The organism is Pantoea sp. GM01 (genome assembly GCF_000282675.1).
Classification (GTDB): domain Bacteria; phylum Pseudomonadota; class Gammaproteobacteria; order Enterobacterales; family Enterobacteriaceae; genus Pantoea; species Pantoea nemavictus.
In genome coordinates, this window is record NZ_AKIU01000089.1 from 43,508 (window position 1) to 59,921 (window position 16,414).

At 50.9% G+C, this 16,414-nt stretch carries 17 protein-coding genes and 1 other annotated feature; of the genes, 10 read left to right on the forward strand and 7 right to left on the reverse strand.

The window, feature by feature from the left end:
- Nucleotides 1–28: 28 nt before the first annotated feature.
- On the reverse strand, nucleotides 29–1,315 hold the full coding sequence (locus tag PMI17_RS22790; RefSeq protein ID WP_007893309.1) for an HlyC/CorC family transporter: 1,287 nt from the start codon (nucleotides 1,313–1,315) through the stop codon (nucleotides 29–31).
- Between the two features lie 10 nt (nucleotides 1,316–1,325).
- A complete protein-coding gene (locus PMI17_RS22795) occupies nucleotides 1,326–2,120 on the reverse strand; it encodes an inner membrane protein YpjD (RefSeq protein WP_007893311.1) in 795 nt (264 codons plus the stop codon).
- Between the two features lie 167 nt (nucleotides 2,121–2,287).
- Between PMI17_RS22795 and ffh the strand changes: the two genes are divergently transcribed.
- From ffh to rplS, 5 genes are all read left to right on the forward strand, one after another.
- Nucleotides 2,288–3,649, forward strand: coding sequence for a signal recognition particle protein (gene ffh, locus PMI17_RS22800; protein ID WP_007893312.1), 1,362 nt, complete (start codon nucleotides 2,288–2,290; stop codon nucleotides 3,647–3,649).
- A 142-nt stretch (nucleotides 3,650–3,791) separates the two neighbouring features.
- Entirely contained in the window at nucleotides 3,792–4,040 is a 249-nt protein-coding gene (gene rpsP, locus PMI17_RS22805; protein WP_007893313.1) for a 30S ribosomal protein S16, read from the forward strand.
- Nucleotides 4,041–4,058: 18 nt separating this feature from the next.
- A complete protein-coding gene (gene rimM / locus PMI17_RS22810) occupies nucleotides 4,059–4,607 on the forward strand; it encodes a ribosome maturation factor RimM (protein ID WP_007893314.1) in 549 nt (182 codons plus the stop codon).
- Between the two features lie 35 nt (nucleotides 4,608–4,642).
- Nucleotides 4,643–5,407, forward strand: a complete 765-nt coding sequence (gene trmD, locus PMI17_RS22815; protein ID WP_036622119.1) for a tRNA (guanosine(37)-N1)-methyltransferase TrmD — start codon at nucleotides 4,643–4,645, stop codon at nucleotides 5,405–5,407.
- 42 nt (nucleotides 5,408–5,449) lie between these two features.
- Nucleotides 5,450–5,800, forward strand: a complete 351-nt coding sequence (gene rplS / locus PMI17_RS22820; protein ID WP_007893316.1) for a 50S ribosomal protein L19 — start codon at nucleotides 5,450–5,452, stop codon at nucleotides 5,798–5,800.
- A gap of 56 nt (nucleotides 5,801–5,856) precedes the next feature.
- Here the strand turns inward: rplS and PMI17_RS22825 are convergent, their stop codons facing one another.
- Nucleotides 5,857–6,378 carry a GNAT family N-acetyltransferase gene (locus PMI17_RS22825; RefSeq protein ID WP_007893317.1) on the reverse strand — a complete coding sequence of 174 codons (522 nt, stop codon included), beginning with the start codon at nucleotides 6,376–6,378 and terminating at the stop codon, nucleotides 5,857–5,859.
- A gap of 288 nt (nucleotides 6,379–6,666) precedes the next feature.
- Between PMI17_RS22825 and PMI17_RS22830 the strand changes: the two genes are divergently transcribed.
- Nucleotides 6,667–7,746 (forward strand): 3-deoxy-7-phosphoheptulonate synthase, encoded by a 1,080-nt coding sequence (locus PMI17_RS22830; RefSeq protein ID WP_007893319.1) that lies wholly within the window; start codon nucleotides 6,667–6,669, stop codon nucleotides 7,744–7,746.
- Between the two features lie 6 nt (nucleotides 7,747–7,752).
- A complete protein-coding gene (gene tyrA / locus PMI17_RS22835) occupies nucleotides 7,753–8,874 on the forward strand; it encodes a bifunctional chorismate mutase/prephenate dehydrogenase (protein ID WP_007893321.1) in 1,122 nt (373 codons plus the stop codon).
- 33 nt (nucleotides 8,875–8,907) lie between these two features.
- Here tyrA and pheA read toward each other — a convergent pair whose 3' ends face one another.
- The 4 genes from pheA to bamD all read right to left on the reverse strand — a co-directional run bounded on the left by pheA (nucleotide 8,908) and on the right by bamD (nucleotide 11,659).
- Nucleotides 8,908–10,071, reverse strand: coding sequence for a bifunctional chorismate mutase/prephenate dehydratase (gene pheA / locus PMI17_RS22840; RefSeq protein WP_007893323.1), 1,164 nt, complete (start codon nucleotides 10,069–10,071; stop codon nucleotides 8,908–8,910).
- Between the two features lie 22 nt (nucleotides 10,072–10,093).
- Nucleotides 10,094–10,218, reverse strand: a sequence feature (Phe leader region).
- Nucleotides 10,170–10,217, reverse strand: a complete 48-nt coding sequence (pheL, locus tag PMI17_RS25460) for a pheA operon leader peptide PheL (protein ID WP_100703679.1) — start codon at nucleotides 10,215–10,217, stop codon at nucleotides 10,170–10,172. (Overlaps the previous feature by 48 nt.)
- A 96-nt stretch (nucleotides 10,219–10,314) precedes the next feature.
- The gene (gene raiA, locus PMI17_RS22845; protein ID WP_007893325.1) at nucleotides 10,315–10,641 is read right to left on the reverse strand and encodes a ribosome-associated translation inhibitor RaiA; all 327 of its coding nucleotides are present in this window, start codon (nucleotides 10,639–10,641) and stop codon (nucleotides 10,315–10,317) included.
- A 277-nt stretch (nucleotides 10,642–10,918) separates the two neighbouring features.
- On the reverse strand, nucleotides 10,919–11,659 hold the full coding sequence (bamD, locus tag PMI17_RS22850) for an outer membrane protein assembly factor BamD (RefSeq protein WP_007893327.1): 741 nt from the start codon (nucleotides 11,657–11,659) through the stop codon (nucleotides 10,919–10,921).
- 130 nt (nucleotides 11,660–11,789) lie between these two features.
- On the opposite strand from bamD, the gene rluD reads away from it, so the two are divergent.
- The 3 genes from rluD to clpB all read left to right on the forward strand — a co-directional run bounded on the left by rluD (nucleotide 11,790) and on the right by clpB (nucleotide 16,195).
- Complete coding sequence (gene rluD, locus PMI17_RS22855) at nucleotides 11,790–12,770, forward strand: 23S rRNA pseudouridine(1911/1915/1917) synthase RluD (protein ID WP_007893335.1); 981 nt, start codon at nucleotides 11,790–11,792, stop codon at nucleotides 12,768–12,770.
- Nucleotides 12,767–13,495 carry a purine nucleoside phosphorylase YfiH gene (yfiH, locus tag PMI17_RS22860; protein ID WP_007893337.1) on the forward strand — a complete coding sequence of 243 codons (729 nt, stop codon included), beginning with the start codon at nucleotides 12,767–12,769 and terminating at the stop codon, nucleotides 13,493–13,495. Before rluD ends, yfiH begins: the two co-directional genes overlap by 4 nt.
- Nucleotides 13,496–13,621: 126 nt before the next feature.
- Nucleotides 13,622–16,195 carry an ATP-dependent chaperone ClpB gene (gene clpB / locus PMI17_RS22865; protein ID WP_007893341.1) on the forward strand — a complete coding sequence of 858 codons (2,574 nt, stop codon included), beginning with the start codon at nucleotides 13,622–13,624 and terminating at the stop codon, nucleotides 16,193–16,195.
- The last annotated feature ends 219 nt before the right edge of the window (nucleotides 16,196–16,414 follow it).

A 16,414-nucleotide genomic window follows, 5' to 3' on the forward strand; every position in this document is an offset into this window, starting at 1 on the left:
AGCATCGCGGCGTTTTTGTGTGCAGACTTCAGGAGCCGATTGAGGATTTCAGCGCGTGATGCGGCGTGATACGCACCTGCTTCACCATATTATCCTGCACATCGAGAATATCGATATCATAGGCGCCGAGCGTTATGCGGGTATCGACCAGCGGAATTTCCTCCAGAGCTTCAAGCAGCATGCCGTTAATGGTGCGCGCATCCTCTTCCGGCAGCGTCCAGTTAAAGGCTTTGTTGATTTCACGCACGTTGGCGCTGCCTTCAATCAGTACTGAACCATCATTCTGCGGCATGACTTCTTCTGCCAGCGACGGTGACATTGAGGTGGTGAAATCACCCACAATCTCTTCCAGAATATCTTCAATGGTCACTAACCCTTTGATATCGCCATACTCATCGACCACCAAACCGACTTTCTTTTTATTACGCTGAAATTTTACCAGCTGTACGTTTAACGGCGTACCTTCAGGCACATAGTAAATTTCATCGGCAGCACGCAACAGACGATCTTTGTTGAACTCTTTCTTCTCGGTCATCATGCGCCAGGCTTCGCGTACGCGCAGCATACCGACGCAATCATCCAATGAATCACGGAACAGAACGATGCGTCCATGTGGAGAATGGCTGAGCTGGCGCTCGATGGATTTCCAGTCGTCATTGACGTTGATGCCGACGATCTCATTACGCGGCACCATGATGTCATCCACGCTAACTTTTTCCAGATCGAGCACTGACAGCAGCATGTCCTGATTACGGCGTGACATCAGTGAGCGTGATTCATACACAATGGTGCGTAGCTCTTCTTTGCTTAATGCTGAACTGATAGAACCATCGGTTTTAATGCCCACCATGCGCATCAAAATCCTTGTGATGGTATTCAGCAGCCAAACCAGCGGCAGCATGACATATTGCAGCGGGGCCAATAACACGCTGCTGGGATATGCTACTTTTTCCGGATAGAGCGCAGCGACCGTTTTGGGCAACACTTCGGCAAAGACCAGCACCACAAATGTCAGAATACCGGTGGCAATCGCGACGCCGGCATCGCCATACAGGCGCATGCCAACAATGGTGCCGAGTGCGGAGGCGAGAATATTAACGAGGTTGTTGCCGATTAAAACCAGGCTGATCAAGCGATCCGGCCGACGCAGAAGTTTTTCCACCCGACGCGCACCGCGGTTACCGCTTTTGGCTTTATGGCGCAGTTTGTAACGATTGAGCGTCATCATGCCGGTCTCTGAACCGGAGAAATACGCAGAGACCAGCACCATGATGACCAGCGTAATGATCAGCGTGGTGGTTGAAACGTGTTCCAACACAAAATCCTTAGTGAGATGTGAGCAGGTGCTGAAGTACGCGACTGCCGAAGTAGGCCATGGTTAGCAGCAGCGCACCGCCACAGTTGAACCACACGACGCGGCGTCCGCGCCAGCCTTCGTGATAGTGCCCCCAGAGCAAAACAATATAGACAAACCAGGCAATGATGGAGAGAACCGCTTTATCTACATTCTCCGCGCTAAACAGGTTATGCATGAAGAACAGTCCGGTGCACAGCACCAGCGTCAGCAGCACGACACCAATTTGCGTGATGTGAAACATTTTGCGCTCAATGCTCAGCAGCGGTGGCATATCCTGAGTGAAAGCCAGCTTCTTGTTTTTCAACTGGTAATCAATCCACGCCAGTTGTAACGCATAGAGCGCGGCAATAATCAGCGTGGCATAGGCAAACAGCGACAGACCAATGTGAACCATCATGCCCGGCGTGGTTTCAAGATGCGTAATAAAGGCATTCGGCACAAAAGTGGCGAAGGCCAGGTTAATCAATGCGAAGCCGTACACAATGGGCAGCAGCAGCCAGCCACGATTACGTGAGGCAACAATCGTCATGATGGCGCAGATCAGCAGGCTAACTAGCGAACCGATATTGAGCAGACTGAGATTTTGCCCATTATCCACGGCAAAAATGCGCTGCTGCAGGGCAACGGCGTGCGCAATCAGCGCCACGCAGGCAGAAAGCACGGCAAAACGGCGCCAGCCACCGTTGCGTTTAAGCAGGCTGGGAATGATGAGTGCAAGACTGAGGGAGTAGGCGAACAGCGCCACGATCGCGAAAACGAACATAGATCCTTTCAGGTATCGGTCAGATAAGGAAAAAAGCAGTATAGCGCCAGCAGCAGCAGGCTCCAAACGATCTGAAGGTCAATTGCAGAGATCGCTCCGTCTTCGTGTTATAATCCGCCGCATTGTGTCGCCTGGGGCGGCCTCGCTACGGTTCTAAGTGAGAGAGCATGTTTGATAATTTAACCGATCGTTTGTCGCAAACCCTGCGCAATATCAGCGGCCGCGGAAGGCTGACCGAAGACAACATTAAAGACACGCTGCGCGAAGTGCGCATGGCGCTGCTGGAAGCTGACGTTGCGCTGCCGGTAGTGCGTGATTTTATTAATCGCGTGAAAGAAGCTGCAGTTGGCCACGATGTGAACAAAAGCCTGACGCCAGGTCAGGAGTTCATCAAAATCGTTCGCAATGAACTGGTTGCAGCGATGGGGGCTGAAAATAATGCGCTCAATCTGAATGCGCAACCACCGGCCGTGGTGTTGATGGCGGGTTTGCAAGGTGCTGGTAAAACCACCAGCGTCGCGAAGCTGGGTAAGTTTTTACGCGAAAAGCACAAAAAGAAAGTTTTGGTTGTTTCTGCTGACGTCTATCGCCCTGCGGCGATCAAGCAGCTGGAAACCCTGGCACAGCAGGTTGGCGTCGATTTCTGCCCGTCCGATCTGAGCCAAAAGCCGGTCGATATTGTTCAGAACGCGCTGAAAGAAGCCAAAGTGAAATTCTACGATGTGCTGCTGGTGGATACCGCCGGTCGTTTACACGTCGATGAAGCGATGATGGACGAAATCAAACAGGTGCACGCCGCGATTAATCCGGTGGAAACCCTGTTTGTGGTCGACGCCATGACCGGTCAGGATGCCGCGAATACGGCAAAAGCCTTCAATGAAGCGCTGCCGCTGACCGGTGTAATACTGACGAAAGTCGACGGTGATGCGCGCGGTGGTGCGGCGCTGTCGATTCGTCACATTACCGGCAAGCCGATTAAATTCATGGGGATGGGCGAGAAGACCGAAGCGCTGGAAGCTTTCTATCCAGAACGTATCGCCTCGCGCATTCTCGGCATGGGCGATGTTCTGTCGCTGATCGAAGATATCGAGAGCAAAGTTGACCGCGATCAGGCTGAGAAGCTGGCGAAAAAACTGAAAACCGGCGACGGTTTTGACCTCAATGATTTTCTTGAGCAGTTGAAGCAGATGCGCAACATGGGCGGTATGGCGAGCCTGATGGGCAAACTGCCGGGCATGGGTCAACTGCCTGATAACGTGAAGTCGCAGATGGATGACAAAGTGCTGGTTCGCATGGAGGCCATCATCAATTCGATGACGCGTAAAGAGCGTGAGAAGCCAGAAATTATCAAGGGTTCGCGCAAACGTCGTATTGCGCTGGGCTCGGGCATGCAGGTGCAAGACGTCAATCGACTGCTGAAACAGTTCGATGATATGCAGCGCATGATGAAGAAAATGAAGAAAGGTGGCATGGCCAAAATGATGCGTGGCATGAAAGGCATGATGCCACCTGGATTCCCTGGTCGCTAATGCGGCCGTCAAAAAGCCGGAAATTTGGCACGCTTAGGTTGCTTTTTGCGCCAAAATGAGTAAAATTTTCGGGCTTTTTATATCGCGCTCGGGCCCCGTTCCTCGATGGGGCCCGAGCGCTTTATTAACTAATGAGGATGTTATGGTAACAATTCGTTTGGCACGTCACGGCGCTAAAAAGCGTCCGTTCTATCAGGTCGTCGTTACTGACAGCCGCAATGCTCGTAACGGTCGTTTCATCGAGCGCGTAGGTTTCTTCAACCCGATCGCTTCTGGTCAGGCTGAAGGTCTGCGTCTGGATCTGGACCGTATTGAGCACTGGGTTGGCCAGGGCGCAACGCTTTCTGATCGCGTTAACGCGCTGATCAAAGAAGCAAAAAAAGCAGCTTAATCTGTCACGGTGGTGAGCATGAGCATTAAACCTGCCGGGCAGCCTCCCGTTAACCCGATCGTATTGGGAAAAATGGGCGCGGCTTACGGCATTCGAGGTTGGCTCAAAGTGTTTTCCTCCACTGAAGACGCTGAAAGCATCTTCGACTACCAACCCTGGTTCATCCAGCGCGCCGGTAAATGGCAGCAGGTCGAACTCGAGGGCTGGAAGCACCACAATCAGGACCTGATCATCAAAGTTAAAGGCATTGACGATCGGGACGCTGCAACGCAGTTGACCAATTGCGAAATTACGGTTGACTCCACGCAGCTGCCAGCGCTGGAAGCAGGTGATTACTACTGGAAAGACCTTATGGGTATGAAAGTCGTTAACCTCGAAGGCTACGAGATGGGCAAAGTCATTGATTTGATGGAAACCGGATCGAACGACGTTCTCGTCGTTAAGGCAAACCTGAAGGATGCATTCGGTGCGCAAGAGCGGTTAATTCCGTTTCTTGATGAACAGGTTATCAAGAAAGTCGATCTCTCTACTGGCCTTATTGAAGTAGATTGGGATCCTGGTTTTTGATCTCCGGACAATCCGGTAACGTAACGGCGAACGCGATGTGGATTGGTGTTATTAGCCTGTTTCCAGAGATGTTTCGCGCTGTTACCGAGTACGGGGTAACTGGCCGGGCAGTAAAAAATGGCCTGCTCAACATTCAAAGCTGGAGTCCTCGTGACTTCACGCATGACCGGCACCGTACCGTGGACGACCGTCCTTACGGCGGCGGACCGGGAATGTTGATGATGGTGCAACCCTTACGGGACGCCATCTCCGCAGCGAAAGCGGCGGCGGGAGAAGGCGCTAAGGTGATTTATCTTTCACCTCAGGGTCGCAAACTGGACCAACAGGGCGTTTGCGAACTGGCGACGAATCAGAAGTTGATTCTGGTTTGTGGTCGCTACGAAGGGATAGATGAGCGCGTAATTCACACTGAGATTGACGAAGAATGGTCAATCGGTGATTACGTTCTCAGTGGCGGTGAGCTACCAGCCATGACGTTGATTGACTCAGTCGCCAGGTTTATTCCCGGCGTATTGGGGAAACAGGCGTCAGCCGATGAGGATTCGTTCTCGGATGGTTTGCTGGATTGCCCGCACTACACCCGACCTGAAGTGTTAGAAGGGATGGAGGTTCCGCCAGTTCTACTGTCGGGCAACCATGCCGATATTCGCCGCTGGCGTCTGAAACAGTCGTTAGGCCGTACCTGGCTAAGAAGACCTGAACTTCTGGAAAACCTGGCTCTGACTGAAGAGCAAGCACGGTTGCTAAATGAGTTCCAGCGTGAACATCAGCAGCAACAAAACGATGAGGCGGAAGAGTAATCTTCCCTCACTATCAGTTTACCCAGGATAAGAGATTTAATTATGAGCAACATTATCAAGCAACTTGAACAAGAGCAGATGAAGCAGGACGTACCTTCATTCCGTCCGGGTGATTCCGTGGAAGTGAAAGTATGGGTCGTAGAAGGTTCTAAGAAGCGTCTGCAGGCATTCGAGGGCGTGGTTATCGCTATTCGTAACCGCGGTCTGCATTCTGCATTCACTGTTCGTAAGATTTCTAACGGCGAAGGTGTTGAGCGTGTGTTCCAGACTCACTCACCAGTAATTGACAGCATTGCTGTTAAACGTCGTGGTGCTGTGCGTAAAGCCAAACTGTACTACCTGCGTGAGCGTACCGGTAAGTCTGCTCGTATCAAAGAGCGTCTTGGCGCGTAAGCGACTTCTCAAAGTTAATAGCAAACAAGGGGTTGGCCATTTGGTCAGCCCCTTTTTTATGGTCGCTTTAAATGATAAATCGCCGTATTGACCGCGCCATTGGCTAATACGATCAATCCGTAGCGATAATCGACAAACGAAAAGCCGCTACGCAATGCCACTGCACGACTCGCGTGGTTCTCTTCTGCAGCCAGAATCTCAAGCTGATTAATATGTGGATGCTGAAAGCCAAACTCGACTAACTGCGCTACCGCGCGGGTTGCTACGCTTTGCCGCTGAGCATCACTTCGTACCCAATATCCTAATGCGCTAAATTCGCCCGGATGCCTGGCGAAGCGTATACCGGCGCCACCCAATAACCGATCCTTGTCATCGACAATGGCGAACTCTTCAGCCTCACCCTTGGTTCGCTGGATGTGCGTGAAATTGATCCAACTAACCGCTTCCTCTAAAAGATAATCATCATGCGCCCACGCCAACCAGGGCTTAAGAGTGCTCAAGGATTCATTAACGGCCTCCGTAAAAACATCGATATCTTGCAGGGTAAAGGGACGTAATTTCACAATGGGAATAGGCATCGTACGGCTCCTGAAAAATGTCAGAATAACAAAATGTTAGCTACGCGTTGAATAATAAATACAGTTGGCAAAAAGGTCTGTGTAACCATTAGTTTACACTGCTGTGTTGCGCGCATATTTATATATTATTGATATATATGATCATTTATATTGAGTCGTGATTATTTATTGTTGGTGGTAACAAAACTGTACATATATGGATTGCATGATGTACAGAGTGTGATAAAGTGAGCGCCATCCTCACTGAGGATCCCAAACCGCATAAACGAGTAAAAAAGGATCGCAATCATGCAAAAAGACGCGCTGAACAATGTGCATATCGCCGACGAACAGATTTTAATCACTCCGCAAGAGCTGAAAGCAAAATTCCCGCTCACTGCGGCGCAGGAAGCGCAAATTGCGTCTTCTCGCCAAACCATTGCTGACATTATTGCAGGCCGCGATCCGCGCCTGTTGGTGGTTTGTGGTCCTTGTTCGATTCACGATACCGAAGCTGCACTTGCCTATGCCCGTCAGTTGCAATCTCTCTCTGCACAGTTGAAGGATCAGCTGTACATCGTTATGCGCGTTTATTTTGAAAAACCTCGTACCACCGTCGGCTGGAAGGGGTTAATCAACGATCCTTATATGAATAACTCGTTTGATATGGAAGCCGGGCTGCACATTGCGCGTCAGCTGCTGGTTAATCTGGTGGAAATGGGTTTACCGTTGGCGACGGAAGCGCTGGATCCAAACAGCCCGCAATATCTTGGCGATCTGTTCAGCTGGTCGGCTATCGGTGCGCGTACCACCGAATCACAAACCCACCGAGAGATGGCATCGGGCCTTTCTATGCCAGTTGGCTTTAAAAATGGCACGGATGGCAGCCTCGGTACCGCTATTAATGCGATGCGCGCCGCCGCGATGCCGCACCGTTTTGTCGGTATCAATCAGGCCGGGCAGGTTTGTCTGTTGCAAACGCAGGGTAATCCTGACGGACACGTGATTCTGCGCGGCGGAAAAGCGCCAAACTATGGCCCAGAAGATGTCGCTCAGTGTGAAAAAGAGATGCTGAAAGCGGGACTGCGTCCGGCCTTAATGATAGATTGCAGCCATGGTAATTCTAACAAAGACTATCGCCGCCAGCCTGGCGTAGCCGAATCGGCTATCGCGCAGATTAAAGATGGCAACCGTTCCATCATTGGCCTGATGCTGGAAAGCAATATTCATGAAGGTAACCAGTCTTCCGAGCAGCCACGCAGTGACATGAAATACGGTGTGTCCGTCACTGATGCCTGCATTAACTGGGAAACCACTGAAACCTTGCTGCGTGAAATCCATCAGGATCTGCAGGGAGTGCTGTCGGCGCGTCTGTCACACGAGGTGTAATGAGTCATGGTGGCTGAACTGACCGCGCTACGCGATCAAATTGATGAAGTAGATAAAGCCTTGCTTGGCTTACTGGCAAAAAGACTAGAGCTGGTTGCCGAAGTAGGGGAAGTCAAAAGCCGCTACGGTTTGCCAATCTATGTTCCTGAGCGTGAGGCTAGCATGTTGGCTTCACGCCGTCAGGAAGCTGAGGCACTCGGCGTATCGCCGGATTTGATTGAAGATGTGCTGCGTCGTTTAATGCGCGAATCCTACGCGCATGAGAATGATAAAGGCTTCAAAACACTCTGCCCAACATTGCGTCCAGTGGTGATCGTCGGTGGTCGTGGCCAGATGGGACGTCTGTTCGAAAAGATGCTTACGCTGTCTGGTTATCAGGTGCGCATTCTGGACAAAGGCGATTGGGATCGATCAGACGCGTTGCTGCGAGATGCAGGCATGGTGATCATCAGTGTGCCGATCCATCTCACAGAACAAATTATCGGTGAATTACCGAAGTTGCCAGAAGACTGCATTCTGGTCGATTTGGCCTCGGTGAAAAATCGGCCGTTGCAGGCCATGCTTGCCGCGCACACTGGGCCGGTACTTGGCCTGCATCCGATGTTTGGTCCGGATAGCGGCAGCCTGGCGAAGCAGGTTGTGGTTTGGTGTGATGGTCGTCAGCCGGAGGCGTATCAGTGGTTTCTTGAGCAGATTCAGGTATGGGGCGCGCGTTTACACCGCATCAGTGCGGTCGAGCATGATCAGAATATGGCGTTTATCCAGGCGTTGCGTCATTTTGCGACCTTCGCTTATGGCCTGCATCTGGCCGAAGAGAACGTCAATCTGGATCAGCTATTAGCGCTGTCTTCGCCCATCTATCGCCTCGAATTGGCAATGGTTGGACGTCTGTTTGCACAGGATCCGCAGCTTTATGCTGACATTATTATGTCGTCTGAGAGCAATCTGGCACTGATTAAACGTTACTATCAGCGCTTTGGCGATGCCATCAAACTGTTGGAGCAAGGCGATAAACAAGCTTTCATCGACAGCTTCCAGCGTGTCGAGCATTGGTTTGGTGATTACGCTAAGCGTTTCCTGGTTGAAAGTAGAAGCATGCTGCGATCGGCTAACGACAGCCGTCAGTAAAACAGAAGGCATCCAGATGGATGCCTTTTTTACTTAGAGACGTGGTTCTACTGGCACCACATTCTCGCCCGGATAACAGCCGAGTACTTTTAATGAACGGGTTAAGCCGCTTAACTCAGCCAACGCTAACTGCATACTTTCAGATTGCAGATTGCCCTGCACATCAATGTAAAACATCTCTTCCCATGGATTACCGTTGATTGGACGGTTCTCAAGTTTACTCATAATCAGACCATGATTGCGTAGCACCATCAGTGCTTCAACCAGTGCACCGGCTTGTTGGCCAGTCGCCATAATCAGCGTAGTTTTCGCCGGTACCTGATTGGATACTTCAATCGCTTTACGAGCCAGCACGATGAAACGCGTATGGTTCTGCTGTTGATTGGCCAGATTACGCTCTAAAACCTGCAATCCATACAGTTCACCGCCCGCTTCACTGCCTAATGCGGCAACCTTCGGTGAATTCAACGCTGCAACCTTTTCCATCGCAGCAGCAGTACTTTCGGTGTATTCAATTTTCCACTGCGGGAAGCGATTAATAAATTGGCTGCATTGCTGGAACGGCTGTGGATGGCTGTAAACCGTTTCTATCTGCTGCAGATCGGTGGTGCCATTTACCAATACACAGTGCTCAATGGGAATGGTCAGTTCGCCAACAATTGATAAAGTGGTTTGCTGGAGCAGATCGTAAACGTCGTTGATAGAGCCAGAGCTGGTATTTTCGATGGGCATCACCGCGTAATCCGCCTGACCACTTTCGACCTGATGAATGATGTCATGAAACTTCAGGCAGCCGATCTCCACCATGGAGTCAAAGTGACGTGTGGCATATTTACGCGCTGCAAGATGCGAGTAAGAACCTTTCGGGCCCAGGAATGCAATACGCGGAGCGTGCGCATGTGGATGATTAAGGTTTTTCTGCAGTAAAGCCTGTTGGGTAAGAACGGAATCTTCAATTACCAGTTGGAATAAGCGGGTAATGTAGTGCGCATCAAGCTGATGTTTTTTTCCCAGAGAAATCAGGTTTTCCAGTAAAGCACGTTCACGTTCAACGTCGCGAATAGGGCGATGTGTGGCAAGTTTGGCTTGTGCGACTTCAACGGCCAGGGTGCGACGCTCCGACAATAGCGCTAATAGTTTTTCATCAACGGCGCTGATTTTGTCGCGTAACGCCAGTAGTGGATTTTCGGGATTCATAGGGCTCACCTGTAAAATGTCCAATAAAAAAGCCTCCCATTTGGGAGGCTTTGTTGTTCGTCTTCGCATTCATTTTCACATGACGAATCGCCTCCCAATCAGGGGAAGGTAAAAAAGAATGCGAAGAAGAACGGTAGATGTTTCATGGTTGTTTCCATAGATGAGGTGGTTTGAGAGTAACCGCAGTGATTTAAAGCTGTCAATAAAAAACGCGCCCGAAGGCGCGTTACTGAAGATGTATGTTTATTCCGTTGGCATGAAATCTTTCACACTGCTGTTGGCGCGACGGGCTTCGGGTTTATGTTGCGCTTTATTGAGTTGTCGCTCCAGCTTGGCAATCAAGTCATTGATGGCCGTGTACATATCATCATGTTTCGCGCTGGCAACCAGCGTTCCGTTAGGCGTATTAATGGTGGCATCTGCCACAAACTCCTTCGGCTCTTTCGATAACACAATGTGAGGGTTTATCAGATGTGTTTGCCATTTTTCCAGCTTGGCGAGACGCTCTTCAACGTGATTACGGATGGCCTCGGTGATTTCCATTTGTTTGCTGGTAATGTTCAGAATCATAGTTAAACCTCTCTGTCATTTCCGTCTGGGTAGGACCAGCATACCGTGGATATTAAGAAAATGTGTGATCTGGATCACATTGAAATGTCACATTTTGTCAATGCCGCTTAATTGTGAGAAAGGCCGGGAAAGTGGCGGGTACCGCTTGAAGATGAGCGAAGAAGGGCGCATTATTGAATGGATAACATTAGCGATAAATCTATAAAATTATTGAGTTAACCAAAAAATGGCATAAAAAAAGCAGCCGCGCGGGCTGCTTTTTTTGTGGATGTAATAATCAGGACTGATTATTAGCCGCAATGATTTTCGCCACTTTATCGGCTTCAGTCGTTAACTGAAGCTGACGGTAAGCATTTTCCATCAACGGCAACGCTTCATGAGTTGCCTCGGTGTCCGGATAATCCTTCATCATCGTTTCCACACGATTAACTACAGCGACATACGCACCGCGCTTGGTATAGAATTGCGCCACCGAGAGTTCATACTTCGCCAGACGTTCTTTCAGGAACGCCAAACGTTTCTGCGCATCCGCAGCATATTGGCTGTTTGGATAACCGCGCAGTAGCTGCGAGAAGTCACGGAAAGCATCACGAGCGTGCGTCGGATCGCGATCGGAACGATCGATACCGAAGAAGCCCTGTAATGCTGAATCATCCAGCGCCATATCCGTGAGACCTTTCATATAAATGACATAGTCGATGTTCGGATGGGTTGGATTCAGACGCATAAAACGTGAAATAGCGGCTTGCGCCAGTGGCAGATCGGCATTTTTGTAATACGCGTAGATCAAATCCAGCTGTACTTGCTGCGAGTAAGGACCAAACGGATAGCGGTTATCCAGTGCTTCCAGTTGCTTAATCGCCGCTTTAAAGTTACCGTCCTGCAGCTTTTGCTGAGCCGTGGCGTAAATTTCAGACGGCGGGCTGTCCGGGACGGGATCCGATGAGCCGGAACAGCCCACAAGCGCCAGGCTCAGGCTCAGTGTGGCAGCAGCCACCAGATGTTTCATACGCGTCATGACGAAATGATTATCCTCAAAGTGTTATAGCAGAAGCTGTCCGTATAGCTCCCAATTATGGCCAGGTACGATAGCACATTATATTAAACGGCATCGCCGTGAAAACCCAACGTTAACGAAGAAGCTGTATATGGCACAACAAGTTCAACTCACCGCAACGGTGTCCGAAGCACAACTTGGACAACGCTTAGATCAGACTTTGGCAGAATTGTTCCCTGATTATTCACGTTCTCGTATAAAAGAGTGGATTCTCGAGCGTCGAGTCAGCGTAAACGGCACCATCATCGATAAACCAAAAGAGAAAGTTTTTGGCGGTGAGCATGTCGCGATCGATGCTGAGATCGAAGAAGAGCAACGCTGGGAAGCGCAAAATATCCCCTTAAACATCGTTTATGAAGATGACGATATTCTGGTGATCAACAAGCCGCGTGGTCTGGTGGTACATCCAGGCGCCGGTAATCCTGACGGCACGGTGCTTAATGCACTGCTTTATCATTATCCACCGATCGTTGACGTACCTCGTGCAGGTATTGTTCATCGTCTGGATAAAGATACCACCGGTTTGATGGTGGTTGCGAAAACCGTGCCTGCACAAACTCACCTGGTTGAAACGCTGCAGCTGCGTGAAATTACGCGTGAATATGAAGCGGTAGCCATTGGTACCATGACAGCGGGCGGTACGGTGGATCAGCCAATGGCGCGCCACTCAACTAAACGTACGCACATGGCAGTACATCCAATGGGTAAACCGGCAACCACGCACTATCGCATTATGGAACACTTCCGTGCCCATACGCGTTTACGTTTGCGCCTGGAAACCGGCCGTACGCATCAGATTCGTGTGCATATGGCGCATATCGACCACCCGCTGGTGGGTGATCCGTTGTACGGTGGCCGTCCACGTCCACCAAAAGGTGCCTCTGAAGCCTTCATCAATACGCTGCGCGGCTTTGACCGTCAGGCGCTGCACGCCACGATGTTACGTCTTTATCATCCGATTACCGGTATCGAGATGGAATGGCATGCGCCATTGCCGCAGGATATGGTGGATTTGATTGATGCCCTGAAAGCCGATACCCATGAGTTCCGCGATCAGATGGATTGGCTATGAGTGAATGGATCATCCCGGACTGGCCTGCGCCGCAGCGTGTTCGGGCATGTTCCACCACACGTTTTGGCGGTTTAAGCCATGCACCATGGGATTCGCTGAATCTTGGTGGACACGTCGGCGACCTTGCAGAGCACGTTGCGCTTAATCGGCAACGTTTAGTTGAGCAGCTGGCGTTACCGGCGATGCCGCAATGGCTAAATCAAATCCATGGTCAGGTCGTCGCGCGTTTACCTTCAACGGAGACGCTACCTCCTGCGGATGCTGCAATTACGCGTGAAAACGGGGTGGTTTGCGCAGTGATGACGGCGGATTGCTTGCCGGTGCTGTTTTGCAGCAGAGATGGCAGTGAAGTAGCAGCGGCACATGCTGGCTGGCGCGGCCTCTGCAATGGCGTACTGGAACAGACCTTATCGCAGTTTCATTGTCCGGCGAAAGACATCCATGCCTGGCTTGGCCCGGCAATTGGTCCGCAGGCATTTGAAGTTGGGCCAGAAGTCAGATCGGCATTTATGGCTCACGCCGAACAAGCTGAAGAGGCTTTTCGCCCGGAAGGTAGCAAATATTTTGCCGATATTTGGATGCTGGCACGCCAGCGTCTGCAGGCCGCCGGCGTGCACTCCATAAGTGGTTCAGCGCGTTGTACCTTCCATGAACGTGATGATTTTTTCTCCTTCCGGCGCGACGGCATCACCGGGCGTATGGCAACTTTGATTTGGCTGAGATAACCTTACGCCACAAGACGGTCCAGTTAGCGTATTTTTTGCTCACAACTCAGGTCATTAACCTTGAAAAATTTGAGGGATGACCTCATTTAATCTCCAGTAGCATTTTGACCTGTAATGGGAGGAATTATGCGTCTGGATCGTCTTACTAACAAATTTCAACTGGCTCTAGCCGATGCACAGTCCCTTGCTCTGGGACATGACAATCAATTCATTGAACCCCTTCACATGATGAGCGCGTTGCTCAATCAGGAAGGCGGATCGGTGCGTCCGTTGCTAAGCGCAGCGGGTGCCGATGTAGCTGGTCTGCGTACCAGTATCGAAGAAGCAATTAATCGACTGCCGCAGGTAGAAGGTACCGATGGTGACGTCCAGCCATCCGCCGATCTTATTCGGGTGCTTAATCTGTGCGACAAGCTGGCGCAAAAGCGCGGCGATAACTTTATATCATCCGAATTATTTGTTTTGGCGGCCCTCGATTCACGTGGCTCACTGGCTGATCTATTGAAGTCAGTTGGCGCGACATCGGAAAAACTCTCTCAGGCCATCGACCAATTACGGGGAGGAGATAACGTGAACGATCAAGGTGCTGAAGATCAGCGTCAGGCATTGAAGAAATACACTATTGACCTTACAGAGCGTGCCGAGCTAGGCAAGCTTGATCCGGTCATTGGTCGTGACGAAGAGATCCGTCGCACCATTCAGGTGTTGCAGCGTCGTACCAAAAACAACCCGGTGTTGATTGGTGAGCCCGGCGTAGGTAAAACCGCCATCGCTGAAGGCTTAGCACAGCGCATCATTAATGGTGAAGTTCCGGAAGGGCTGAAGGGGCGTCGCGTACTGGCTTTAGATATGGGCTCGCTGGTGGCGGGTGCCAAATATCGCGGTGAATTTGAAGAGCGTCTTAAAGGCGTGCTTAGCGATCTGGCGAAACAGGAAGGTAACGTCATCCTGTTTATCGACGAGTTGCACACGATGGTTGGCGCTGGTAAAGCGGACGGCGCAATGGATGCGGGTAACATGCTGAAGCCAGCGTTGGCGCGCGGTGAACTGCACTGCGTTGGTGCTACCACGCTGAACGAGTATCGTCAGTTCATTGAGAAAGATGCCGCGCTGGAACGCCGTTTCCAGAAGGTATTCGTGGCTGAGCCGAGCGTGGAAGATACCATCGCAATTCTGCGCGGTCTTAAGGAACGTTATGAACTGCATCACCACGTGCAGATCACCGATCCCGCGATTGTGGCTGCGGCAACGCTTTCGCATCGTTATATTTCCGATCGTCAGCTGCCGGATAAAGCGATTGACCTGATCGACGAAGCGGCATCCAGCATTCGTCTGCAAATGGATTCTAAGCCGGAGTCGCTTGATCGTCTGGAGCGTCGCATCATCCAGTTAAAACTGGAGCAGCAGGCGCTGAAGAAGGAGTCGGATGACGCCAGCCTGAAGCGCCTGGAAATGCTGGAAAGCGAACTCGATCAGAAAGAGCGTGAATACGCTGAACTGGAAGAGGAGTGGAAAGCGGAAAAAGCCTCCTTAACCGGCACGCAGAACATTAAAGCAGAGCTGGAGCAAGCACGCCTGACGATGGAGCAAGCGCGTCGTGTTGGCGACCTTGGTCAGATGTCTGAGCTGCAGTACGGTAAAATTCCAGAGCTGGAAAAACAGTTAGCCATCGCTACGCAGTCTGAAGGTAAAACCATGAAGCTGTTACGCAACCGCGTGACGGATGTGGAGATTGCCGATGTGCTGGCACGTTGGACCGGTATTCCTGTCGCGCGCATGATGGAAGGTGAACGTGAGAAGTTGCTGCGCATGGAGCAAGAGCTGCACGCTCGAGTGATCGGTCAGAACGAAGCGGTGGAAGCGGTATCGAATGCAATCCGTCGTAGTCGTGCAGGTTTGTCGGATCCAAACCGTCCGATTGGTTCCTTCTTGTTCCTCGGACCAACCGGCGTGGGTAAAACCGAATTGTGTAAAGCACTGGCTAACTTCCTGTTCGACAGTGACGATGCGATGGTACGCATTGATATGTCCGAGTTTATGGAAAAACATTCGGTGTCGCGTCTGGTGGGTGCTCCTCCAGGATATGTTGGTTACGAAGAGGGCGGTTATCTGACGGAGGCGGTACGTCGTCGTCCTTATTCAGTTATTTTACTGGATGAGGTTGAGAAGGCGCACCCTGATGTGTTCAACATCTTGTTGCAAGTACTGGACGATGGGCGCTTAACTGACGGACAGGGCCGTACGGTCGATTTCCGTAATACCGTAGTCATCATGACTTCGAACCTCGGTTCCGATCTCATTCAGGAACGTTTTGGTTCTCTGGATTATCCGGAAATGAAAGAGGTGGTGATGACGGTTGTTGGACAGCATTTCCGTCCTGAATTTATCAACCGTATAGATGACATGGTAGTTTTCCACCCGTTGGGCGAAAAACATATTGCATCTATTGCGCAGATTCAGTTGCAGCGTTTGTATCATCGTCTCGAGGAGCGCGGTTATCAACTGCATATCTCTGAGGCGGCGCTCAAGCTGCTTGGCGAAAATGGTTATGACCCGGTTTATGGTGCGCGTCCGTTGAAGCGTGCAATCCAGCAGCAGATTGAAAACCCGCTGGCGCAGCAGATTCTCTCTGGTGCTTTGGTTCCGGGTAAAACTATTGAAATGGACGTTAAAGATGATGTGATTGTTGCTCACCAATAATCCATTGTGATTAAAACGGGCCTTCGGGCCCGTTTTTTTGGCCTTATCGCAAGAAATAGCTGGTTTTTACAACGTATCGCCTGGAAAGTGAGCGGTCGTGCAAAAACTTTGAATTTGCACTTGTCACCTCCGAATAACTCCCTATAATGCGCCACCACTGAGACGGCAAAGCGGCAACGCAGGCGGCTTAGCAGGGAGTGAAGAAATTCATCCCGCCGG

What these genes read in the sequence shown, in the direction of transcription:
- rplS (WP_007893316.1), top strand. Translation starts at nt 5,450, where the DNA reads ATGAGCAACATTATCAAGCAACTTGAACAAGAGCAGATGAAGCAGGAC.
- bamD (WP_007893327.1), bottom strand. Translation starts at nt 11,659, where the DNA reads ATGACGCGTATGAAACATCTGGTGGCTGCTGCCACACTGAGCCTGAGC.
- rluD (WP_007893335.1), top strand. Translation starts at nt 11,790, where the DNA reads ATGGCACAACAAGTTCAACTCACCGCAACGGTGTCCGAAGCACAACTT.
- rimM (WP_007893314.1), top strand. Translation starts at nt 4,059, where the DNA reads ATGAGCATTAAACCTGCCGGGCAGCCTCCCGTTAACCCGATCGTATTG.
- pheA (WP_007893323.1), bottom strand. Translation starts at nt 10,071, where the DNA reads ATGAATCCCGAAAATCCACTACTGGCGTTACGCGACAAAATCAGCGCC.
- PMI17_RS22795 (WP_007893311.1), bottom strand. Translation starts at nt 2,120, where the DNA reads ATGTTCGTTTTCGCGATCGTGGCGCTGTTCGCCTACTCCCTCAGTCTT.
- rpsP (WP_007893313.1), top strand. Translation starts at nt 3,792, where the DNA reads ATGGTAACAATTCGTTTGGCACGTCACGGCGCTAAAAAGCGTCCGTTC.
- PMI17_RS22825 (WP_007893317.1), bottom strand. Translation starts at nt 6,378, where the DNA reads ATGCCTATTCCCATTGTGAAATTACGTCCCTTTACCCTGCAAGATATC.
- tyrA (WP_007893321.1), top strand. Translation starts at nt 7,753, where the DNA reads ATGGTGGCTGAACTGACCGCGCTACGCGATCAAATTGATGAAGTAGAT.
- ffh (WP_007893312.1), top strand. Translation starts at nt 2,288, where the DNA reads ATGTTTGATAATTTAACCGATCGTTTGTCGCAAACCCTGCGCAATATC.
- yfiH (WP_007893337.1), top strand. Translation starts at nt 12,767, where the DNA reads ATGAGTGAATGGATCATCCCGGACTGGCCTGCGCCGCAGCGTGTTCGG.
- raiA (WP_007893325.1), bottom strand. Translation starts at nt 10,641, where the DNA reads ATGATTCTGAACATTACCAGCAAACAAATGGAAATCACCGAGGCCATC.
- trmD (WP_036622119.1), top strand. Translation starts at nt 4,643, where the DNA reads ATGTGGATTGGTGTTATTAGCCTGTTTCCAGAGATGTTTCGCGCTGTT.
- clpB (WP_007893341.1), top strand. Translation starts at nt 13,622, where the DNA reads ATGCGTCTGGATCGTCTTACTAACAAATTTCAACTGGCTCTAGCCGAT.
- PMI17_RS22830 (WP_007893319.1), top strand. Translation starts at nt 6,667, where the DNA reads ATGCAAAAAGACGCGCTGAACAATGTGCATATCGCCGACGAACAGATT.